The organism is Acidovorax benzenivorans, assembly GCF_028680575.1.
Classification (GTDB): Bacteria; Pseudomonadota; Gammaproteobacteria; order Burkholderiales; family Burkholderiaceae_C; genus Acidovorax; species Acidovorax benzenivorans.
The window spans coordinates 93,421-115,828 of record NZ_JAPCKI010000008.1 but is presented as its reverse complement, the minus strand read 5'-3'; the positions used below and the strand labels follow the sequence as shown (position 1 = coordinate 115,828).

19 protein-coding genes are annotated in these 22,408 nt (G+C 64.0%); 12 read left to right on the top strand and 7 right to left on the bottom strand.

Annotation, left to right across the window (positions count from 1 at the left end; all coding sequences use genetic code 11):
* Positions 1-16: 16 nt before the first annotated feature.
* The 3 genes from OIN59_RS15530 (at position 17) to OIN59_RS15520 (ending at position 3,749) form a co-directional block, all read left to right on the top strand.
* Positions 17-1,144 (top strand): substrate-binding domain-containing protein, encoded by a 1,128-nt coding sequence (locus tag OIN59_RS15530; protein WP_274111881.1) that lies wholly within the window; start codon positions 17-19, stop codon positions 1,142-1,144.
* A 182-nt stretch (positions 1,145-1,326) separates the two neighbouring features.
* On the top strand, positions 1,327-1,947 hold the full coding sequence (locus tag OIN59_RS15525) for a TRAP transporter small permease subunit (RefSeq protein ID WP_274111879.1): 621 nt from the start codon (positions 1,327-1,329) through the stop codon (positions 1,945-1,947).
* Positions 1,948-1,961: 14 nt separating this feature from the next.
* Positions 1,962-3,749 (top strand): TRAP transporter large permease, encoded by a 1,788-nt coding sequence (locus OIN59_RS15520; RefSeq protein ID WP_274111877.1) that lies wholly within the window; start codon positions 1,962-1,964, stop codon positions 3,747-3,749.
* A gap of 537 nt (positions 3,750-4,286) precedes the next feature.
* On the opposite strand, the gene OIN59_RS15515 is transcribed toward OIN59_RS15520, so the two are convergent.
* The 4 genes from OIN59_RS15515 to xseB form a co-directional block, all read right to left on the bottom strand.
* Positions 4,287-5,369, bottom strand: coding sequence for a TRAP transporter substrate-binding protein (locus OIN59_RS15515; RefSeq protein WP_274111875.1), 1,083 nt, complete (start codon positions 5,367-5,369; stop codon positions 4,287-4,289).
* Between the two features lie 245 nt (positions 5,370-5,614).
* Positions 5,615-7,513 carry a 1-deoxy-D-xylulose-5-phosphate synthase gene (gene dxs / locus OIN59_RS15510; RefSeq protein ID WP_274111873.1) on the bottom strand — a complete coding sequence of 633 codons (1,899 nt, stop codon included), beginning with the start codon at positions 7,511-7,513 and terminating at the stop codon, positions 5,615-5,617.
* Positions 7,514-7,604: 91 nt separating this feature from the next.
* On the bottom strand, positions 7,605-8,579 hold the full coding sequence (locus OIN59_RS15505) for a polyprenyl synthetase family protein (protein ID WP_274111870.1): 975 nt from the start codon (positions 8,577-8,579) through the stop codon (positions 7,605-7,607).
* The gene (xseB, locus tag OIN59_RS15500; RefSeq protein ID WP_056639486.1) at positions 8,576-8,818 is read right to left on the bottom strand and encodes an exodeoxyribonuclease VII small subunit; all 243 of its coding nucleotides are present in this window, start codon (positions 8,816-8,818) and stop codon (positions 8,576-8,578) included. Before xseB ends, OIN59_RS15505 begins: the two co-directional genes overlap by 4 nt.
* A gap of 275 nt (positions 8,819-9,093) precedes the next feature.
* Here xseB and OIN59_RS15495 point away from each other — a divergent pair, with 275 nt between their 5' ends.
* From OIN59_RS15495 to flhC, 5 genes are all read left to right on the top strand, one after another.
* On the top strand, positions 9,094-10,248 hold the full coding sequence (locus tag OIN59_RS15495) for an aromatic ring-hydroxylating oxygenase subunit alpha (RefSeq protein ID WP_274111867.1): 1,155 nt from the start codon (positions 9,094-9,096) through the stop codon (positions 10,246-10,248).
* A gap of 140 nt (positions 10,249-10,388) precedes the next feature.
* Positions 10,389-11,300 carry a DMT family transporter gene (locus OIN59_RS15490; RefSeq protein WP_274111865.1) on the top strand — a complete coding sequence of 304 codons (912 nt, stop codon included), beginning with the start codon at positions 10,389-10,391 and terminating at the stop codon, positions 11,298-11,300.
* A 102-nt stretch (positions 11,301-11,402) separates the two neighbouring features.
* Positions 11,403-12,308: a sulfurtransferase gene (locus tag OIN59_RS15485; RefSeq protein ID WP_274111863.1), complete on the top strand. Its 906-nt coding sequence runs from the start codon at positions 11,403-11,405 to the stop codon at positions 12,306-12,308.
* A gap of 345 nt (positions 12,309-12,653) precedes the next feature.
* Complete coding sequence (gene flhD / locus OIN59_RS15480; protein WP_015015270.1) at positions 12,654-12,980, top strand: flagellar transcriptional regulator FlhD; 327 nt, start codon at positions 12,654-12,656, stop codon at positions 12,978-12,980.
* Positions 12,981-13,025: 45 nt separating this feature from the next.
* Entirely contained in the window at positions 13,026-13,586 is a 561-nt protein-coding gene (flhC, locus tag OIN59_RS15475) for a flagellar transcriptional regulator FlhC (RefSeq protein WP_274111859.1), read from the top strand.
* Positions 13,587-13,735: 149 nt separating this feature from the next.
* On the opposite strand, the gene OIN59_RS15470 is transcribed toward flhC, so the two are convergent.
* Together OIN59_RS15470 and OIN59_RS15465 are read right to left on the bottom strand one after the other, a co-directional pair.
* Positions 13,736-14,317, bottom strand: coding sequence for a FlgO family outer membrane protein (locus OIN59_RS15470; RefSeq protein WP_274111857.1), 582 nt, complete (start codon positions 14,315-14,317; stop codon positions 13,736-13,738).
* The gene (locus tag OIN59_RS15465) at positions 14,314-15,048 is read right to left on the bottom strand and encodes a hypothetical protein (RefSeq protein WP_274111855.1); all 735 of its coding nucleotides are present in this window, start codon (positions 15,046-15,048) and stop codon (positions 14,314-14,316) included. Before OIN59_RS15465 ends, OIN59_RS15470 begins: the two co-directional genes overlap by 4 nt.
* 139 nt (positions 15,049-15,187) lie before the next feature.
* Here OIN59_RS15465 and OIN59_RS15460 point away from each other — a divergent pair, with 139 nt between their 5' ends.
* From OIN59_RS15460 to OIN59_RS15450, 3 genes are all read left to right on the top strand, one after another.
* A complete protein-coding gene (locus OIN59_RS15460; RefSeq protein ID WP_274111853.1) occupies positions 15,188-16,435 on the top strand; it encodes a spherulation-specific family 4 protein in 1,248 nt (415 codons plus the stop codon).
* 68 nt (positions 16,436-16,503) lie between these two features.
* On the top strand, positions 16,504-17,754 hold the full coding sequence (locus OIN59_RS15455) for an AI-2E family transporter (protein ID WP_274111851.1): 1,251 nt from the start codon (positions 16,504-16,506) through the stop codon (positions 17,752-17,754).
* 304 nt (positions 17,755-18,058) lie between these two features.
* On the top strand, positions 18,059-18,352 hold the full coding sequence (locus OIN59_RS15450) for a DUF4148 domain-containing protein (RefSeq protein ID WP_274111849.1): 294 nt from the start codon (positions 18,059-18,061) through the stop codon (positions 18,350-18,352).
* Between the two features lie 194 nt (positions 18,353-18,546).
* On the opposite strand, the gene ppc is transcribed toward OIN59_RS15450, so the two are convergent.
* A complete protein-coding gene (gene ppc, locus OIN59_RS15445) occupies positions 18,547-21,336 on the bottom strand; it encodes a phosphoenolpyruvate carboxylase (RefSeq protein ID WP_274111847.1) in 2,790 nt (929 codons plus the stop codon).
* Between the two features lie 128 nt (positions 21,337-21,464).
* Here ppc and hemC point away from each other — a divergent pair, with 128 nt between their 5' ends.
* On the top strand, positions 21,465-22,400 hold the full coding sequence (gene hemC / locus OIN59_RS15440; RefSeq protein ID WP_274111845.1) for a hydroxymethylbilane synthase: 936 nt from the start codon (positions 21,465-21,467) through the stop codon (positions 22,398-22,400).
* Positions 22,401-22,408 lie beyond the last annotated feature (8 nt).

Sequence of the window (22,408 nt, the reverse complement as noted above, 5' to 3'; positions counted from 1 at the left end):
AGCGATATGAACTCCCGTGCATAGGGTCCAACTTCACTACACACTCAGCCGCGACGCGGGCACTGCGCTCATCCGCAACCCCCTGCCCGAACTGCTGCAGGCCGTGGCCGAGCGCGGCTCCATCTCGGGCGCGGCGCGCGCGCTGGACCTGTCCTACCGCCATGTCTGGGGCGCCCTCAAGCGCTGGGAAGACCAACTGGGCGGCGAGCTGATCATCTGGGGCAAGGGCCAGTCGGCACAACTCAGCGAATTCGGCAGCAAGCTGCTGTGGGCCGAGCGGCAAGCCCAGGCGCGCCTGGCACCGCAGATCGCAGCGCTGCACGCCGACCTGGAGCGCGCGTTTGCCGTGGCGTTCGACCCTACCGCCCATGTCCTCACCCTGTACGCCAGCCATGACGATGCGCTGGCGGCGCTGCGCGCCCATGCGGCAGCACAGACCGATGTGGGCGCGCTGCACCTCGACATCCGCTTTACGGGCAGCGTGGACGCCATCCGTGCGTTGAACGAAGGGCGCTGCACCCTGGCAGGCTTTCACACCGTGGCAGACGCGGCTGCACAATCGCTCACGGCGCGCACCTACAAGCCACTGCTGCAACCGGGGCTGCACAAGATCATCGGCTTTGCGCAGCGCACCCAGGGGCTCATCGTGGCGCCCGGCAATCCGCTGGGCCTGCACAGCCTGGGCGATGTGGTCCGCACCAGCGCCCGCTTCATCAACCGCCCGTTGGGCTCGGGCACACGGGTGCTGCTGGACGACCTGCTGGCCCAGGCAGGCATGGACCCGCAGGGCATCGTGGGCTACGCCCTCAACGAACCGTCACACACCGCCATTGCCCAGGCCGTGGCCGCAGGCGCTGCCGATGTGGGCATGGGCATCGAGCTGGCGGCCCGTGCGCGGGGGCTGGACTTTGTGCCCCTGGTGCACGAGCGCTACCACCTGGCTTGCCTCAAAGCCAGCCTGGACCAACCCGCCACGCTGGCACTGCGCACCCTGCTGCAAACACCCGAGTGGCAGACCCACATGGCCACGCTGCCGGGCTACACCGCCTGGCACTGCGGCGAGGTGCTTGCCATGAGCACGGTGCTGCCCTGGTGGCAATTTGCGCGAAAAAAGCGCACCTCAACGCCTAGGAAGAAACCCTAATTGCTCCACTTTTGATAGCTGAAGAATGAGCAACTGCTGCGGGATAACACCGTCACGCTGCTGTCAGACTCCACCTACAGTGCTCCGTAGAATCGCGCCGTCGTCACAGTGCGCCCCGCCCTAGCGCCTACCCGCGCGGGGGCCAAGCATCTCGCACACACAGCCTTTTTATTGGAGACACCATGCAGGCTCTATTGAAGTTATCAAGAGGGATCGACTGGCTTAACACCCAGGTCGGCAAGTACGTGGTCTGGCTGATCCTGGCCTCCACAGTCATCAGTGGCGTGAACGCCGTGGTGCGCAAGGCGTTCAACGTCAGCTCCAACGCATTCCTGGAAGTGCAGTGGTACCTGTTTGCCGCATCGTTCCTGCTGGCGGCCGGCTACACGCTGCTGCAAGGCGAGCATGTCAAGGTCGACGTGATCTCCAGCCGTTTCTCCAAGCGCACGCAGATCTGGATCGATGTGTTCGGCTACATCGTCTTTCTGACGCCCATGTGCCTGGCTGTGCTCTGGTACGGCGTTCCCTTCTTCACGCGCGCTCTGGCGTCGGGTGAGATGTCCAACAACGCAGGCGGCCTGATCCGCTGGCCCGTGTACCTGATGATGCCGCTGGGCTTTGCGCTGCTGTGGCTGCAAGGCGTGTCCGAACTCATCAAGCGCCTGGGCTTCCTGCAAGGCCTGATCGAAGACCCCACGGTCAAGAAGATCGAGAAGACGGCCGAGGAAGAACTGGCTGAATCCATCCGCAACCTGGCCGAAGCAGCCAAGGGCAACGGCAAGAACAAGACCGAGGCCGTCTGAGCGGAGCACACACCATGGAATTTCTTACTCACAATCTCGCCCCCATCATGTTCGTGGGGCTCATCTGCTTCTTGCTGGTGGGCTTCCCGGTTGCCTTCAGCCTAGGCGCCTGCGGCCTGTTCTTCGCATTCGTCGGCATTGAATTGAACGTGCTGCCCGAAGCCCTGCTGCAAGCCGTGCCGCTGCGCATCTTCGGCATCATGCAGAACGACACCTTGCTGGCCATTCCGTTCTTCACGCTCATGGGGCTCATATTGGAGCGAAGCGGGATGGCGGAGGATCTGCTCGACACCATCGGACAGTTGTTCGGCCCCATCCGTGGCGGCCTGGCACTGGCCGTGATCTTCGTGGGCGCGCTGCTGGCAGCCACCACGGGCGTGGTGGCCGCTTCGGTGATTTCGATGGGCCTGATCTCGCTGCCCATCATGCTGCGCTATGGCTATGACCGACGACTGGCGGCGGGGGTGATTGCAGCCTCCGGCACGCTGGCGCAGATCATTCCTCCCTCCCTGGTGCTCATCATCATTGCGGACCAGATGGGCCGCAGCGTGGGCGACATGTACAAGGGCGCCTTCTTGCCCGGCCTGATGCTCACCGGCTTTTATGCAGGCTATGTGATTCTGCTGGCCATCTTCAAGCCCCAGTGGGTGCCAGCCATTCCGCCCGAAGCGCGCACGCTGCGGGATGACAACGGCAAGAGCGGCGTGACCTCTCTGCTGGTGCTGACCGGTGCCTGCGTGGCAGCCTCGATTTACGTGGCCAAGAACATGCCCGCCCTGCACACTTGGTGGTCGGGCGAGACCGTGGAGCGCGTGGCACTGGACGAAACCATCGTGGTGTCCATGTGCTTTGGCGTGGCACTGGCCTTTGTCGCCGCCAGCATCAACAAGATCACCCGCATGGGCCTGCTGTCCCGTGCGGCTGAACGCGTGACCTTTGTGCTGATCCCTCCGTTGCTGCTGATCTTCCTGGTGCTGGGCACCATTTTCCTGGGCGTCGCAACCCCCACCGAAGGCGGTGCCATGGGTGCGCTGGGCGCGGGCATCATGGCCATCATCCGTGGCCGTCTGAGCATGTCACTGCTCAAGCAGGCCGTGACCACCACCACCAAGCTGTCGTGTTTTGTGGTGTTCATCCTGGTGGGTGCCACCATGTTCGGCCTGACCTTCCAGGGCGTGGACGGCCCGCTGTGGGTGGAGCACTTGCTGACCGGCCTGCCTGGCGGCCAGTTGGGCTTCCTGATCGTCGTGAACATCATGGTGTTCTTCCTGGCGTTCTTCCTGGACTTCTTTGAGCTGTCGTTCATCGTGGTGCCCCTGCTGGCCCCGGTGGCAAACAAGCTCGGCATCGACCTGATCTGGTTCGGCGTGCTGCTGGCTGTGAACATGCAAACCTCGTTCATGCACCCACCGTTTGGCTTTGCGCTGTTCTACCTGCGCAGCGTGGCGCCCGCGAAGGAGTATCTGGACAAGGTCACCAAGAAGATGATTGCGCCGGTCACCACGCCCCAGATCTACTGGGGTGCGATCCCCTTCCTGATCATCCAGCTGATGATGGTGGGCTTGATCATTGTCTTCCCTGGCATCGTCTCCAGCGGCCTGGACAAGGCCGAGGTTTATGACCTGGACAAGGTCCGCATGGAAATGGAAGCCACCATGCCCGACGCGGCCGGAGCCCCTGCAGCCACCGACCCCACCGCGGGCATGGAAGGCGCCGGTGCAGCCCCTGGAGACTCTGCGGCTCCCGCTGCAGACGATCCGCTCAAGGCCCTGCAGGACTCGCTGGCCAACGAGAAAAAGTGATCTAAACCACACGGGGCTGTTGACCAGCCTCTAAGGCACCAGAAGCCCCGGCAGATGCCATCTGCCGGGGCTTTTTTATGGGTGCTTCCAGATAGGCTGGGGCTACGGCCCCAAGATGTAAACAGACAACGCACTGTGGCAAATGTCCAGTGATCGGAGCCCCTGGAATCGACCGGGCCTATGGTTTGCCTACCGCCCCGTGCTGAGGTAGCACGCCATACGAGCCTGTTGACAGCCTCGCAAGAGATCGCCAGCAGGTTCTCAATGGGCTACACACGGCGCAAAACCATGGCGCCGACAACACACGGCAGCAAGGCCTGCCACAGCCGGGGGATCGCCGCTCGGTGCTGTGCAGGTACCCCCCTGCGGCCCACCCGATCGAACATTTCCGCTTGGTTCCACTGCCCCGTCTGCACCTCAGCCCCGCCTCTGCACCCACGATAGGACCCCATCTGACAAGACGCAAAAAAACCCGCCAGGCGAGCCGGGCGGGTTTTTGATCGGTCATGCCGTGCGGCTTGCGCCGCAGCCAGGCAATTAGATCTTCTGTGCGGACATGAAGGTGTCGTAGCGGGCTTCGGCAAAGCGGAACCAGAGGATCTGGTCGCGCTGGAAGGCACGCATGTCGGCGTAGATCTTCTTCCACTCGGGGCTCTTGGCATCGTTCTCGGCGAACACTTCCATCGAAGCCTTGAACGAAGCGTCCATCACGGCTTGCGAGAAAGGCAGCACCTTGGTCTTGGCAGCCACGAGTTGCTTGAGGGCCGTGGGGTTCAGCGCATCGTACTTGGCCAGCATGTCCACGTGGGCCACGTTGGTTGCGGCTTCGATGATGGCCTTGTTCTCAGCCGACAGGCCGTCAAACGCCTTCTGGTTGACGAAGAAGTCCACCTCAGGACCACCCTCCCACCAGCCGGGGTAGTAGTAGAAGGGCGCAACCTTGTTGAAGCCCAGCTTCTGGTCATCGTATGGACCCACCCACTCGGCGGCGTCCAGCGTGCCCTTTTCGAGGGCTTGGTAGATTTCGCCGCCAGGGATGCTCTGGGGCACGGCACCCAGCTTTTGCATCACTTCACCGATCAGGCCGCCGCCCAGGCGCATCTTCATGCCCTTGAAGTCAGCAGGCGACTTGATTTCCTTGCGATACCAGCCACCCATCTGCGTGCCGGTGTTGCCACCTGCAAAGCTGATCATGTTGAAGCCGCCGTAGAACTCGTTCATGAGCTTGCGGCCATTGCCATGCAGCATCCAGGCGTTCATCTGGCGGGCATTGAAACCAAATGGAATCGCCGAGCCCAGAGCGAACGCGGGGTTCTTGCCGTAGAAGTAGTAAGGCACGGTGTGTGCCATTTCCACGGTGCCTTGTTGCACACCATCGACCACGCCAAAGGGAGGCATCAGCTCGCCACCAGCGTGCACGGAGATTTCGAACTTGCCGCCCGACATGGCCTTGACAGCCTTGGAGAACACATCAGCGCCGCCATAAATGGTGTCCAGCGACTTAGGGAAGCTGGAGGCCAGACGCCAGCGAATGGCAGCCTGGGCGTGGACGGCGGGCGCAGCGCCTGCAGCCAGCACACCGGCGATGCCAGCGTGCTTGATGATTGAACGACGATCCATGAGGTTCTCTCCGATATATTGATTGCAAAACTTGGTCCGCACGCGTTGTGCACGGCCAGCCAAGGACATGTTTCAGCCGGGACCATTGTAGGAACATGACCCCCAGGACTTTTGCGGGTTTTCCCGCGAAAGTCCAGCCTCAACACATACCTTCAGGGTTCTGCAAGCATCTGCGCGACAACGGTGCAAAAGCCATCACGGCACCTACAGACAAGCGCGATGCGCCGCCTGTAGTCCACCCCGTTTCAGCCCGCGCTGCCAGGCAAAAACCGCGCTGCAATCGATGCGCGAATACCCGCTGCATCCAGCCCCTGCAACGCCAGCAACTTGGCCGGGTCCCCATGCTCGATGAACACATCGGCCAGCCCGAGTTGCAGCACCGGGCGCACGATGCCCATGGCGTTGAGTGCCTCGGTCACCGCGCTGCCAGCACCGCCCATGATGGCGCCCTCTTCGACCGTCACGAGGGCGTCGTGGCGCTCGGCCACCTCGCGCAGCAAGGCCTCGTCGATGGGCTTGGCCCAGCGCATGTTGACCACGGTGGCATCGAGCGCCTCGCCCACCTCCAGCGCGGGATACAGCAAGGTGCCAAACGCCAGGATGGCGATGCGAGGGGCCTTGCTGTCCGCCTCCACCCCCTTGCGCTCACGGCGGATCTCGCCCTTGCCAAACGGCAAACCATCCAGCGCTGCCAAGGGCGCCACGCCTGCGCCACTGCCACGCGGGTAGCGCACGGCCACAGGGTGGTCCTGTTCAAACGCACTGCTGAGCAACTGGCGGCATTCGCGCTCGTCGGCGGGGCAGGCCATGCTCATGTTGGGAATGCAGCGCACGAACGGTATGTCGTAGGCACCAGCGTGCGTGGCGCCGTCGGCGCCGACCAGGCCCGCGCGGTCCAGTGCAAACACCACGGGCAGGTTCTGCAGGGCCACGTCGTGGATCAACTGGTCGTAGCCCCGCTGCAGAAAGGTGGAGTAGATGGCGACCACGGGCTTGATGCCTTCGCAGGCCATGCCCGCTGCGAACGTGACGGCATGCTGTTCGGCAATGCCCACGTCGTAGTAGCGGTCTGGAAAGCGCTTTTCAAACTCGACCATGCCCGAGCCCTCGCGCATGGCGGGGGTGATACCCACCAGGCGCTCGTCGTGCGCCGCCATGTCGCACAGCCATTGGCCAAACACCTGTGTAAAGGTCTGCTTGGGGGGGGTGGCGGGTTTGGTCAGGCCTACGGAGGGGTCGAACTTGCCGGGGCCGTGGTAGGCCACGGGGTCGGCCTCGGCCAGCTTGTAGCCCTGGCCCTTCTTGGTGACCACGTGCAGGAACTGCGGACCCTTGAGGCTCTTGATGTTCTCCAGGGTGGGGATCAGCGAATCGAGGTCGTGCCCGTCGATGGGGCCAATGTAGTTGAAGCCGAATTTCTCGAACAGCGTGGCGGGCACCACCATGCCCTTGGCCTGCTGCTCGAAGCGCTTGGCCAGCTCCAGCAGCGGCGGCACGGGGCGCAGCACGGTCTTGCCCACGTTTTTGGCGGCGGCGTAGAACTGCCCGCTCATCAGCTGGGCCAGGTAGCGGTTGAGCGCGCCCACGGGCGGGCTGATGCTCATGTCGTTGTCGTTGAGCACCACCAGCAGGTTGCAGTCGGCCACGCCCGCGTTGTTGAGCGCCTCGAACGCCATGCCAGCGCTCATTGCGCCATCGCCAATGATCGCCACCGCATGGCGGTTGTCGCCCTTGCGCTTGGCGGCCAGCGCCATGCCCAGCGCCGCCGAGATGCTGGTGCTGGAATGCGCGGTGCCAAAGGTGTCGTAAATGCTCTCGGCCCGCTGCGGAAAGCCCGAGATGCCGCCCAGCTGGCGCAGCGTGTGCATGCGGTCGCGGCGGCCCGTCAGGATCTTGTGGGGATAGGTCTGATGGCCCACGTCCCACACCAGGCGGTCTTCAGGGGTGCTGAAGACGTGGTGCAGGGCCACGGTCAGCTCCACCGTGCCCAGGTTGGAGCTGAGGTGGCCGCCGGTCTGGGAGACGCTCTGCAGCACGAACTCGCGCAGCTCGGTCGCCAGCACCTTAAGGTCCGCGCGCGAGAGCCGGCGCAGGTCTGCCGGGTCATTGATGGTCTGCAGCAGGGGAAAGGATGTCGTGGACATTGACTATTCTTTTGATAGCTACCAGCGCAATAGATTCAAGCGCCAGCAGGCATTTTGACATGAAGAGAGTCGCCAGGGACCAAGGCCTGGCTCAGTGCGAGCGGCGCACGACCATGTCCGCCAGGGCCGCCAGGGCACGGGTGTCCGGCAAGCCACTGCGGCCCAGGGCCGCATGCGCCTCGACCAGCAGCTCCTGCGCATAGGCCTGTGCACGCTCCAGCCCGAGCAACGACACGTAGGTGGGTTTGTCTGCGGCAGCGTCCTTGCCCGCCGTTTTCCCCAGGGTGGCCGAGTCGGCGACCACATCCAGGATGTCGTCCACCACCTGGAACGCCAGCCCCATGGCAGCGCCGTAGTCTGACAGTGCCTGGTAGCCACTGGGCGCCGCGTGGCCACACAAGGCCCCCATGAGCACACTGCCCTGCAACAGCGCGCCGGTCTTGAGGCGGTGCATCTGGCGCAGTTGCGCTTCGGTCAGCGCCACCCCCACGCTGGCCAGGTCAATCGCCTGGCCGCCCGCCATACCGGCCGAGCCCGCAGCCCGAGCCAGCAGCCGGCACAGGGCCGCCTGCGTGGCGGCGGGGATGAGGGTGTTGTCGGGGGTCAGCAGTTCAAACGCAAAGGCCTGCAAGGCATCGCCCGCCAGCAGTGCTTGGGCTTCGCCAAACTGCACATGCACGGTGGGCTTGCCACGGCGCAGCACGTCGTTGTCCATGCAGGGCATATCGTCGTGGACCAGCGAGTAAGCATGGATCAGCTCGCCCGCGCACGCGGCCCGCAGGGCGGCTTCGTCGAGGGCTGCGCGCACCGCAGCATCCTGAGGCACTGCGGAATTCAACGCGCCGCTGCACGCCGCCTCGTACGCCGCCAGCACCAGCAGGGGCCGCAGGCGCTTGCCGCCATCCAGCACCGCGTAGCGCATGGCGTCGCCCAGCCCTGCCGGAGCGCCGTCGCCCACCCATAGGGACAGGGCCTGCTCCACGCGGGCCAGGTGGTTTTGAATCCAGAGGTTCGTGTCCAGGGGCTGGCCCATCACCGTCGCAGGGGTCATTGGCAACGCGCTCATTCCTGGTTCCATGGTTGCAGCTGGCCGTCGTCCAGCACTTTGATCTGGTCCTGCACGGCATCAAGCCGGTGGCGGCAAAAGGCCAGCAATGTGGCGCCGCGCTGGTAGCCCGCCAGCATCTGGTCCAGCGGCAACTGACCCGATTCAATGCGAGCCACGAGCTGCTCCAACTCCTCCAGAGCCGCCTCATAGCTGGCAGGTTCGGCGGGAAGAGCGGGGGTTGCGGGGGCCTTGGGCATGGAGGGGGCGGCAGTGCGCAGGTGAAAAACCGGTGATTTTAGGCGCAGCGCTGTAGCGCCCGTGTCAGACGGGGACCGATCCGTGGGGACCCTCTATTTTTCTGGAACCGGTGTTTTCTATTCACGTAGCAGGGGTGCGGGAATAACCCCACCACCTATAATCCCATTCCCGTCGAGCCGGCTACCTACCCTAGCCGGTTTTCTTTTTCCAGATGCGCCTTCCCTGGCGCACCTCCCGCACTCTCTCTGTGGGGAGTCTTTAGGTCAGGTCACCCATGTCTGATTTAAGTCTTCAACTGCAGCAGGCCGCAAGCCAACTACCAGTTTCGAGCTACTTTGACGATGCGCTGTTCCAGCGCGAGCTGGAGACCATCTTCCAGCGCGGGCCCCGCTATGTGGGGCATCAATTGGCTGTGCCCAACCCGGGCGACTATTACGCACTGCCCCAGGAGGGCGAGGGCCGCGCCCTGATGCGCGACAACCAGGGTGGCATCGAGCTGGTCTCCAACGTGTGCCGCCACCGGCAAGCGGTCATGCTCAAGGGCAAAGGGTCGCTGAACACCCAGCAAAAAGGCAGCGCGGGCGGCAACATCGTGTGCCCCCTGCACCGCTGGACGTATAGCCCCAAGGGCGAGTTGCTGGGCGCACCTCACTTTGCGCACGACCCGTGCCTGAATCTGAACAACTACAAGCTGCGCGAGTGGAACGGTCTTCTCTTTGAAGACAACGGCTACGACGTGGCCGCCGACCTGGCCCAGATGGGCCCGCGTGCCGACCTCGACTTTGACGGCTACGTGCTCGACCATGTGGAGCTGCACGAGTGCAACTACAACTGGAAGACCTTCATCGAGGTCTATCTGGAGGACTACCACGTGGGCCCCTTCCACCCAGGCCTGGGCAGCTTTGTCACCTGTGACGACCTGCGCTGGGAGTTTGGCAAGAACTACTCGGTACAAACCGTGGGTGTGGCCAACCGCCTGGGCAAGGCCGGCAGCCCGGTGTACGAACGCTGGCACAAGGCGCTGCTGGACTACCGCGAAGGCAAGCCGCCGAAGTACGGCGCCATCTGGCTCACGCTGTACCCGCACATCATGATCGAGTGGTACCCGCATGTGCTCACCGTGTCCACGCTGCACCCCATCAGCCCGACCAAGACGCTGAACATGGTGGAGTTCTACTACCCCGAAGAAATCGCTGCGTTCGAGCGCGAGTTCGTCGAGGCACAGAAGGCCGCCTATATGGAGACCTGCATCGAGGACGACGAGATCGGCGAGCGCATGGACGCAGGCCGCAAGGCCCTGCTGGCACGCGGTGACAACGAGGTCGGCCCCTATCAGAGCCCCATGGAAGACGGCATGCAGCACTTCCATGAGTGGTACCGGTCAGCGATGGGCAATGACACCATCGATCCGGCCACGCCGAATCGCTGAATACGACGGAAAAACCCCGCCAATCTGCGGGCCCGCCGGGGTCTGCTCTCATTACAATAGCTGCCAGTGCTTAAAAAATAAGCGCTAGCAGCTATTTTCACTTCTGCGCCACACGGCGCGCTTCAAGAGATCACAACCCGATGCAAGCCCTCTGGATGGTGTTGGCCGCGTTCCTGTTTGCCAGCATGGGCGTGTGCGTCAAGATCGCCTCGGACTTCTTCAACTCGGCCGAGCTGGTGTGCTACCGGGGGCTGATCGGCATGCTCATTCTGTGGCTGCTGGCGCGCTCGCAAAAGGTGACACTGGCGACGCAATACCCCGGCATGCACGCATGGCGCAGCCTGGTGGGCGTGGCGTCGCTGGGCGCCTGGTTCTACGCCATTGCCCACCTGCCGCTGGCCACCGCCATGACGCTTAACTACATGAGCAGCGTGTGGATCGCGGCGTTCCTGATCGGTGGCACGCTGCTGGCCTGGCGCCCCTCGCCAGCCACCCCGCGCCCTGCCCTGCAAGGCCCGCTGGTGCTCACGGTGCTGGTCGGATTTGTGGGCGTGGTGCTGATGCTGCGCCCCAGCCTGGACCAGAACCAGGCCTTCGCGGGGATGATCGGCCTCATGTCCGGACTGTCGGCCGCGTTTGCCTACATGCAGGTGGTGGCGCTGTCGCGTCTGGGCGAGCCCGAGTCGCGCACCGTCTTCTACTTTGCGGTGGGCTCTGCCGTGGCGGGCGGCGGGGCCATGCTGTTTACCGGCACCTCGGACTGGCCGGGCTGGCAGGCAATGTGGCTGCTGCCGATCGGTGTACTGGCAGCGGGCGGCCAGTTATGCATGACCAAGGCTTACGCCAGCGCCAAGACCCAGCGCGGCACGCTGGTGGTAGCCAATCTGCAGTATTCGGGCATCGTGTTTGCCGGTATCTACAGCGTGCTGTTGTTTGGCGACCAAATTCCGCCCATCGGCTGGATCGGTATGGCACTCATCGTGGGCAGCGGCATTGTGGCCACCATCTTGCGGGCCCGGGCTGCACCCGGCGCGCCTGCAGAAGAACACTGACAGATACAAAAACAGATACGCACGGACGAGGACACACCCCATCGGGATGGCCACAATGGAGCCCTCCTCGACATATCACGTCACTTCGCACCGCCCCTGCCGATGACCACCTACACCACGCTCATCTCCGCCCCCGACCTGCAAGCCCTCATCGCCAGCGGCACGCCGCTGATGGTGTTTGACTGCAGCTTCGAACTCATGCAACCCACGGCCGGGGCCCAGCAGTACGCGCAGGCGCACATCCCCGGCGCGGTGTACGCCAACCTCGACAACGACCTCAGCGCCAAACACGGCGCCCCCGGCGCGCACGGCACGGTAACCGCCCAAGAGGCCGACCAGCCCGCATCCGGCGGCCGCCACCCGCTGCCCAGCCGCGAGCATTTCTCCATGTGGCTGTCCAGCGTGGGTTTTGCCAACGGCATGCAGGCCGTGGTGTACGACCGCCAGGGCGCCAACTACTGCGGCCGCCTGTGGTGGATGCTCAAGTGGGCGGGCCATGACGCAGCAGCCGTGCTCGACGGTGGACTGCAGGCCTGGCAAGCCGCGGGCGGGGCGGTCCACAGCGGCGAGGAGCCCTCGCACTTCCAGTCCCAATTTCAATTGAAGGAGCCTTTGCGCCGGTTGGCCACGGCCAGCGACGTCCTCGCCCAACTGCAGCAGCCCGCCGACCAGACCGTGATCGATGCCCGCGCAGGTGCCCGCTACCGGGGCGAGGTGGAGCCGCTGGACCCGGTGGCAGGCCACATTCCGGGCGCGCTCAACCGCCCCTTTGCCGAGAACATCGGTGCCGACGGCCGCTTCAAGCCCGCAGCCGTGCTGCGCGCAGAGTTCGATGCCCTGCTGGCGGGCCGTGCCCCCGCCACCGTGGTGCACCAGTGCGGCAGCGGCGTGAGCGCCGTGCCCAATCTGCTGGCCATGGAGATTGCAGGCCTGGGTCATACCGCGCTGTTTGCGGGGAGCTGGAGCGAGTGGTGTTCAGACCCTACGCGCCCTGTCGAAAGAGGTTGAACAGCGCTGACTGCGGCGTCTAAGAACGTGTTCACGATTTAACGAACGCCGCGGGTTGCAAAAGCGCAAAAAAGATGGTTTTGCAGGCGCTATCAAAACCATGAGCAGAATTCAGGGACCGGCGCCTGCCAACGCAGCAGGCGCGCCCCCTGAAAAGCCAGCAGACGCCTGATCTGCGTGTAAGGCAATTTCCTACACGGCCCGCCGCGAAACCAGACACGCGGCACAGTCAAACCCCGACTTAATTTCTGATTGGGGCGGTTTCACAATCCATTTCAACGGATCACGCAAAACCTGCAGTCAGCAGAAAACGCAAGACCCGGTACTGGAAAAAAGGAAGCTGCCATGACCAACGAACAAATCCTCGCTGAAATCCGCGAAGCCAACCTCACCTACCTGATGCTGGCCCAAACCCTGATCCGTCAGGACAAGGCCGAAGCGGTTTTCCGTCTGGGCATGAACGAGGAGTCTGCCGACATTCTCGCTTCGCTGTCGGCAGCGCAAGTGATGAAACTGGCCTCCCGCAACACGCTACTTTGCAGCTTCCGCGTGGACGACAACCTGGTGTGGAGCTTGCTGACCAACCACTCGGCCAAGAAGGTGGGCAACGACGCCACCAATACGCTGCACGCCAACATCCTGATGGCCAGCCGCGTGTCCGAAGTGCTCTGAAGCATTCGCCAGCAGCGTTATCCCCGTTCTCACCGAAAGCCCGCCATGTCCTCCACCACCACCGTCGCCAAAGCCCCTGTCAAAAGCGTTCTGAACGAGTCCAAGCAGATCGAACGCGCAGCCATGCTGATCCAGATGGGCGCCCGCATGCAGGTGCTGGAGTCCGAGACCACGCTGTCATATGAACGCCTGATTCGCCTGTACAAGGAGATCGCGGGCAAGTCCCCGTCCAAGGGCCAGCTGCCGTTCTCGACCGACTGGTTCCTGACCTGGCAAGAGAACATCCACAGCTCGCTGTTTTTGAACATCTACGAATACCTGTCCAAGGGCGTGGACCTGGATTCGGTGGAGCTGCTGACCAAGGCCTACCGTCTGTACAACGAACAAGTCGCCACGGCCGAGATCGAGCCCCTGCTGTCCTTCACCCGCGCCTGGCGCCTGGTGAAATTTGTGGACGCTGGCATGCTGACGCGCACCAAGTGCAGCCAGTGCGGAGGCCAGTTCGTGACCGAGCTGTATGAGAACCGCCACTTCACCTGCGGCCTGTGCAACCCACCCGCACGTGCGGGCAAGAGCAAGACAGCCGGCGCACTGATGCTGCATTGAAACGCTCGCGGATTTTTGAATAAAAACCGCCCAATGCGCCTATGCAGATTGCCTCAATAGCTATCAATTAAATAGCAATCAACTGTCCTAAGGCCTTTTAACTACGCGCCACTTTCGTGCAGTGGCGCGTCGGACCACCGAGCGTTCCGTCAACGCCCGGCGAGCAAGGTACGCACGTTCTCGTCCACCGGCACCGCATAGTTGTGCGCCGCCATCACGTGGTTGCCCACCGGGTTCACCAGCTTGAGGCTGATGTAAACCACCGACGCCGACACCGCGTACGTGCCCACCACCACGGCCTGCGCGTTCTGCGCCTGGCTGACCTCCCGCACCTCGCGCGACAGCAGCAGCTCGCCCTGCTCGCGGTGCAGCACCAGGTTGTCACGCAGCTTCACCTCCGTCACGCGCAGCCCGCGCTGCACCATGCGCCCCGCAATCTGCTCCGAAAAGATGCGCCCCAGCCGCGACGATTCATTGAGCCGATCCACATTGACCAAGGTGGCCACCAGCAACGGCTGGCCCGCATCCAGGGCCACATTGACCAGCAAGGCATCCGTCGCCCGTTCGTTCACCTCGATGAGATCGGTGCGCGACATGCCGCCTGCACGGTCGCCGTAGTAATAACTGTGGACCGGGTTGGTCGTACAGCCCTGCAGCGCCAAGGCCGACACCACGACCACGCCCAAACAGCATGCGAACCGGAGCCTGCCAGGATGGAGACGGCGCATCATGGCGCAACCACCTGCCAGGTTTTGACCGGGGTGGGGACTGGCGCGGGCGCCGGGACCGCTGGCTGATAAAGGACGGCATCCTCACGCTCGATGTAGTACAGGTCAGCCGACCCCGCCAGGTATCGGTCGCGGGTCTTGAGCGTCGTGGTGATCAGAACTTCCGTCCGGGTAGGCCCGCCCGCTGCAGCGCCCTGCGTGTACAGATGAGCCATGTCCAATGCCAGGCCAGCCCCCACCCCCAGAGCGGTCGCAACGCCCGGCAGCAAAGTGCGGTCTGAATAGTGCACCTTCCAGTCGCGCCATACCCCTACGCCGGTCCCGAGGAGGGTCCCAGCGATGGGGACAGGGAAGCTAGGTGGAACGCCAGCCTGGTGTTGAACCACCTGGGTCTGCACCTCCAGCTCCACCGCTGTCGGAACCGTGGACAGAACGACGCCACGGTTCAACAAATGCACTGTCAGGAGTTTGAGGAAGCCCGCGTTGAAGCTAGATTTGTCCGCCACCGTCACGTGAATGGGGTATTCGCCTTCGGGCCAAGACGCGATCTTCTCGGCAACTCGCGCAGCTACGTCGGCAGCCAACACATCCCAGTGGTGCACGGCACGGGCCTTTTTTTGGCCTGTAGCGGGATAGTTGTCGGCGCGTGGCACGTCCAGGGTGCCGCAGCCAGCCAGCAGCGTCGCTGCCAGCAACAGTACAACGGTCGAAGTGCGCAGGAAGGAAGGTCGCATGGAGCCATGGTAGTGGCGCCAGCCATCCGTGATCGGCACAACAACGCCGTGTTTCCCACCCTATGCCGCGTTTTCATTGCTTGGTGACGCCACTACAAGCGCTCACAATAGCCACACACCCAACAAACCTCGGAAGACCATGCACACCAAGAACACGACACCCCGCCTCGCGTCCCTGCTGGCCTTGACCGCCGCGCTGGCTGGCTGCGGCGGCGCGTCCGACAAGACTGCCACGCCCGCTCCGCCTTCACCGCCTCCGCCGCCAGCGGCTGCGCCCGTCAGCGTGAGCTTTGTGCAGTCCGCCAACAACGTGCTGGAGCCCAGCAGCTCGGAACCTCTGTCTGTCAATGTCACCACGAACGGAAGCACCGCGCCGAACGGCACCGTTGCCACCTTCGCCGTGAACCCCACCACCGCAGGCACCCTGGCCCCGGTGGCACCCACAACGGTAGGAGGGGTCGCCAGCACCACCTTGACGGTCAGCAGCCTGCCGCCAACCGCCACGTTTCAGGTGACGGCGACCGCCACCAGCAGCGCAAACTCAGCCAGTGACAGCCTGACGTACTACGTGCGCCCGGCTCACAAACCGCTGCAGGTGTTGGTCCCCGCCTATTTCACGGCCACAGGTACGACCTCCCCATGGACCACACTCACGAGTGGTGCGACCAGCTACCCTGACGTGCAGATCAACGCCATTGCCAGCACCAGCAGTGGCATCCTGACAGCCGCCACCAAGGAAGACACCGACCTCACCACCGCCATCAAGGCCTTCAGGGCGGTGTCGGGCACCAGCAACCGCGTGATCGGGTATGTGGCAACCGCATCAAGCAGCGGCGGCACGCTCTCCGTCGCGGACGTCAAGGCAACCATCGACAACTACATCAGGCTCTATCCCAATCTGCTCGATGGCTTTTTTCTGGACGGCATGGCCGCCGACAGTGCACGAGTCGCGTACTTTCAGGACATCTACAACTACGTTAAGGTACTGGCATCGGGTATGAGTACAGCCGCCAGCGCCCTGGGCACACCCCTGCTGATTGGCAATCCTGGCACCTACCCTGTTCCTGCCTATGCAGCGGTCGCCGACACGCTGGTGACCTACGCAGGCAATGCCGCCGCCTACCAGAACGTGGATCCTCAACCGTCAAGCACCTGGGTCTATGCCAAGGCCAACACTGCGCAAGCCATGCTGGTGCACTCGGCCAGCACCTGCACGGAGATGCAAGCGGCAGTGAAAAACGCAAACCGCCCACGCCTGAACACGGGCATGGTGTACGCCACCAATCTTGCCATCGGCGCCCCATGGTCGGCACTGCCCACCTATTGGCCGCAGTTGCTGGGCACCGTAGATGCCCTCAACAAAGAGCGCACTTTGCCACTGTGCTAGAGACTGCGGGCCATACCAAGCGCTGAGCGCCTACATGCGTCTGCCAACGGCCCCCTCACAATCGGCGCATGACGACTGAGCCCACCACCACGACGCCACCAGACGCAACCCCGACGGCAGGACAGGTAGCCGCCGCACAGTTGGCGGACGCTGCGCCCCGCGAAAACTCCGAGGCCCAGGCAGCCGCAGGGTTCTCCCCTCCTGCCAACCCGGCGCCCCTGATGCTCCACATGCCCGTGGACGTGCGCAACCTGTCGCTCGCGTTGCTGGCGCTGTTTGCCAGCGTAGCGCTGCTGCATTGGGCCAGCGCGGTGTTCATTCCCATCATGCTGAGTCTGCTGCTGACCATTGCGCTGCGGCCGACGGTGGAGATGATGGCCCGCTGGCGTGTGCCACGGGCGGTGGGGGCGGGGGTGTTGCTGGTGGCCATCGTCGCCGTGCTGGCCAGCACGGCCTGGTCGCTCAGCGATGGCGCGGCCCAACTGGTGGACTCGGTACCCGTCGCCGCCAAAAAGGTCCGCGACAACCTCAAGGCTCGCGCGGGTGGCAGCAGCCCGCTGGACACCGTGCAGAAGGCGGCCACCCAGATCGAGCAGGCTGCCAACGAAAACAGTGCCAGCAGCACGGCGCCACGCCGGGGGGTGCAGCGCGTTATCGTGGAGCGCCCGCCCTTCAACATCCGCGACTACCTGTGGAGCGGCACCATGGGCCTCATGTCCGCCCTGGGGCAGCTCATGGTGGTGGTGTTTCTGACCTACTTCGCCCTCGCCTCGGGCAACCTGTTTCGCGACAAGCTGCTGCGCATCGCGGGCACCAGCCTGGAGCGGCGCAAGGTGACCATCCATGTGCTGCAAGACATCACCCAGCAGATACAGCGTTATCTGCTGCTGCAGGTGTTCACCAGCGTGCTGGTGGGCTTGGCCACCGGCACCGCCTACTGGGCGTTGGGGCTGGAAAACGCGGCCGTATGGGGCGTCGTGGCCGCGGTGCTCAACCTCGCGCCGTACATCGGCTCGGCGCTGGTCACGGGGGCCTCGGCCCTGGTGGCGTTCTTGCAGTTTGGCACCCTGGACATGGCCATGGCCATCGGCGGCGCCTCGCTGGTCATCCACACCCTGATCGGGAACCTGCTCACCCCCTGGCTCACGAGCCGCACCAGCAGCATGAGCCCCGTGGCCGTGTTCGTCAGCGTGCTGGCCTGGGGCTGGCTGTGGGGACTGTGGGGGCTGCTGCTGGGCATCCCGGTGATGATGGCCGTGAAGGCCGTGTGTGACCGGGTGGAAGACCTGAAGGCCGTGGGCGAGTTGCTGGGGGACTGAGACGCAGCATCTGCTGCGAACTCTGCCTGCGCCCCCTGCCTCGCTGCGGAGTGATGGCATCTCAGTCCCACCCCATCTCACCCGCACATCAAGGCGCCCCCCTGTGGTCGAAGCGGCCTCAAAGATTGTTCTCAATACTGGAACAGTTAGTTTGCGACTGAGTAGTTTTTCTCTGAACAGCACCGGCGTACAGTTCATCCCATCGATGAGCCGAACCCGCAAGGCGACTCACCGAACCCGGTTCAGGAATGGTTTTTGACCCGGCTTTTTTGAGACGCTTTTTCAACTTTCAAGGATTTTCATCATGAACAAGACTGCCCGTTTCCTCTCCGTCGCCGCTGTTGCCGCTTTCGCCGCCTTTGGTGCCCATGCTGACGAAGCCGATGGCTCGCAATTTGCCCTGAAGTTCGACACCAACCGCACCCGTGCTGAAGTAACGGCCGAAGCCGTGGTCGAAGCCCGCACCCACAACATGGAGCCAGCAGGCTCGCGCGTGGTGACCTACAAGTCCACCGCTGACCGCGCTGCCGTGCGTGCCCAGGCTGCTGACGCTGTGCGCACCGGCCAGATCCCCCACGGCGAATTCAGCGCCATGTAATTGACGCAGTTGCGGGACTTCCCATGGTGGCGGCACTTCGCGTTCGCGGGTGTTGCTGCCATGGGGAGTGTTAACTGAACCGCAGGGGCGGGCAGGCAGATCGGGCTCCCTCTGGGAGCCCTTTTTGTTGTGGGTGCCAGCGTTCGCAGCAGGCCGTGACGCACAGAGCCAGATCGCGCGGCGCTACCCACCGATCAGCCGGTATTGCGAAGCCCCGCCGCAATGCCGTTGATGGAAATGTGAATCCCGGTCTGCACCCGCTCATCGCCCTGCCCCGCGCGCCAGCGGCGCACCAACTCGACCTGCAGGTGGTGCAGCGGATCGATGTACGGAAAGCGGTGCTTGATGGAGCGCGCCAGCGCCGTGTTGTGCGTCAGGCGCTGCTTGTCGCCCGTGATCCGCGTGAGCGCCTCGGCCGTGCGGTGCCATTCGGCCTCAATGCTGGTGAACACCTTCTTGCGCAGGCGCGCATCGGTCACGAGTTCGCTATAGCGCGAGGCCAGGGCCAGGTCGCTTTTGGCAAGCACCATATCCATGTTGGACAGCAGGGTGCGAAAGAACGGCCACTGGCGGTACATCTTTTGCAGCAAGGCCAGTTGCGCCTTGGGGTCCTTGCCCTGGGTATTCACAAACGACTCCACGGCCGAGCCAAAACCGTACCAGCCGGGCAGCGTGAGGCGGCACTGGCCCCAGCTGAAACCCCAGGGGATGGCACGCAGGTCCTCAATTTTCTGACTGGCCTTGCGCGATGCGGGGCGGGAGCCGATGTTGAGTTCGGCGATCTCGCGGATGGGGGTGGAGTTGAAGAAATACTCGGTGAAGCCAGGGGTCTCGTACACCAGCGCGCGGTAGCCGCCCATGCTCGCCAACGAGAGCTGCGCGGCCGCATCCAAAAAAGCCTTGGTCGCAGGCTTGGTGGGCTGCAGCAGCGTGGCTTCGAGCGTGGCGGCGACCAGGGTTTCGAGATTGCGGCGGCCGATCTCGGGGTTGGCGTATTTGGAGGCAATGACTTCACCCTGCTCCGTCAGGCGGATCTGCCCGCGCACGGTGCCAGGGGGTTGCGCCAGGATGGCCTGGTAGCTGGGGCCACCGCCCCGGCCCACCGTGCCGCCCCGGCCGTGGAACATGCGCAACTGGATGCCATGGCTGGTGGCGAGTTCGTCAAACAGTTCGACGAGGGCGATCTCGGCGCGGTACAGCTCCCAATTGCTGGTGAAGATGCCGCCGTCCTTGTTGCTGTCGCTGTAGCCCAGCATGATGTCCTGCTCGCCGCTGCTGCGCTGCACCAACGCGGCCACGCCGGGCAACGCATAGAACTCGCGCATGATGGGCGCGGCGTTGCGCAGGTCTTCGATGGTCTCGAACAGTGGCACCACGATGAGGTGGTTCTTGGACTCGGCGTCCAGGGTCCCATTCATCAGACCCACTTCCTTTTGCAGCAACAGCACTTCGAGCAGGTCGCTCACCGTCTCGGTGTGGCTGATGATGTAGTGGCGGATGGCCTCGTGACCAAAACGCTCGCGCATCACGCGGGCGGTTTCGAAGATGGCCAGCTCGCTTTGTGCGTGGGAGGAATACTCGGCGCCCACCACACGCAGCGGGCGCGCATCGTTCAACAACTTGATCAGCAGCGCGCGCTTGGCGGCTTCTTGCAGGCCCGCATAGTTCGGCTCGATGCGCGCCTTGGCCAGCAGCTCGGCCACCACCTCTTCGTGTTTGTCGGAGCTTTGGCGCAAGTCCACCGTGGCGAGATGGAACCCAAACACCTGCACTGCGCGGATCAGCGGGTGCAGACGCTCTGCGGCCAATGACTGGCCGTGGTGGGATTGGAGCGAGGCCTCGATCACCCGCAGGTCAGCCAAAAACTCTTCGGCGCTGGCATAGGCGTTCTGTGGCGCCACGGCATGGCGGGCTGCCTCGCCGCCCGTCAAATCCTTGAGTGACGCCGCGAGGCGCGCATAGATACCAGTCAGCGCCCGGCGGTAGGGCTCGTCCACGCGATGCTCATTGGTGTCGGGTGAGCGATGGGCCAGTGCCTCCATCTCGGCCGACACCTGCACCAGGCGCGCCGACAGCGACAGCTCGCCGCCCAGGTAATGCACCTCGGTCAGGTAGTGGCGCAGGGCGACTTCGGCCTGGCGGCCCAGGGCGTATTGCAAGGTTTGCGCAGTGACATTCGGATTGCCGTCGCGATCGCCGCCGATCCACTGGCCCATGCGCAGAAAGCTGTGCACGGGGTATTGGCCCAGCTCGTTTTCCAGGTCCGCATAGATCTTGGGGATCTCGCGCAAGAAGGTGGCCTCGTAATAAGAAAGCGCGTTCTCGATCTCGTCGGCCACGGTGAGCTTGCTGTAGCGCAGCAGGCGCGTTTGCCACAGCTGGGCCACGCGGGCACGCAGCAGCGCCTCGTTGGCGGCCAGCTCGCGCGGGGTGAGCGCATCCTTGGCGCTGTTGTAGAGCTGGGCGCGTACCTGGATGTCGTCGCGCGTGGCCAGCAACTGAGCGATGTCGCGCTCGGCATCCAGAATGCTCTTGCGCTGCACCTCGGTGGGGTGAGCCGTGAGCACGGGCGCCACATAGCTGCCTGCCAGCGTCTGCGAAATCGTCTTGGGCGCAATACCGGCCCAGCGCAGGCGCGACAGAGCAACCTCGATGCTGCCCTCTTGCGTGTCGCCCGCGCGCTCGTGTACGGCGCGGCGGCGGATATGGTGGCGGTCTTCGGCCAGGTTGGCCAGGTGGCTGAAGTAGGTGAACGCACGGATCACGCTCACCGTCTGGTCGCCGGACAGCGACTTGAGCAGCTTCTTGAGCGCACGGTCGGCCTCCTGGTCGGCATCGCGGCGAAAGGCCACCGAGAGTTTGCGCACCTGCTCGACCAGCTCGTATGCATCCACCCCCTCCTGTTCACGGATCACATCACCCAGAATGCGGCCCAGCAGGCGGATGTCATCAATCAGGGGCTGGTCCTTGTCGGATCGTTTCATGCAGGAGTCTCCGGGATGAGTGGGATGGCCTGGCGCCGACCACCCGCATGACCGCAGGCCGCACCAGCCCCAGTGCGGGCGCATGCTAGCATCCTGAGCCCCTGAATAATTACAAACAGGTTACGAACTTGAGCCCCTCGCAAACGCCCACTATCATCATTGCCACCCGCGAAAGCCGCCTCGCGCTGTGGCAGGCTGAGCATGTCAAAGCACTGCTCGAAGCCCGTGGCCACAGCGTGCAACTGCTGGGCATGACCACCAAGGGCGACCAGATTCTGGACAAATCGCTCAGCAAGGTCGGCGGCAAGGGCCTGTTTGTCAAAGAGCTGGAAGTGGCCCTCGAAGAAGGCCGCGCCCACATCGCCGTGCATTCGCTCAAGGACGTGCCCATGGAGCTGCCCGAGGGGTTTGCCCTGGCCTGTGTGATGGAGCGCGAAGACCCGCGCGATGCCTTTGTCTCCCCCCACTATGAGAACCTGGACGCCCTGCCACAGGGCGCCGTCGTCGGCACCTCCAGCCTGCGCCGCCAGGTGCTGCTGCAGGCCCTGCGGCCCGACCTGAAGATTGAGCCCTTGCGTGGCAACCTGGACACCCGCCTGCGCAAGCTGGACGACGGCCAGTACGACGCCATCGTGCTGGCCGCCGCAGGCCTCAAGCGCCTGGGTCTGGAAGCCCGCATCCGCGCCACGTTTGCCCCCACCGCCATGCTGCCCGCCGCAGGCCAGGGCGCGCTGGGCATCGAGGTGCGCAGCGACCGGCAGGATCTGATCGACGCGCTGGCACCGCTGGCGCACCAGGCCACCTGGCTGACGGTGGCCGCCGAGCGTGCCGTGAGCCGCGCCATGGGCGGCAGCTGCTCGATGCCGCTGGCAGCGCACGGCACGTTCACCAACGATGTATTGCAGCTTGATGCCGCCTGGGGCGACGTGGACGGGCAGGCCCCCCTGGTACGTGTGGCAGACAACGCCGCCGTTACCACGCTGGCGCAGGCCGAAGCACTGGGCGACGCGATTGCCCAGCGCCTGCGTGCCGGTGGTGCCCGGGGCGCAGAACCCCTGATTTGATCGCCCAT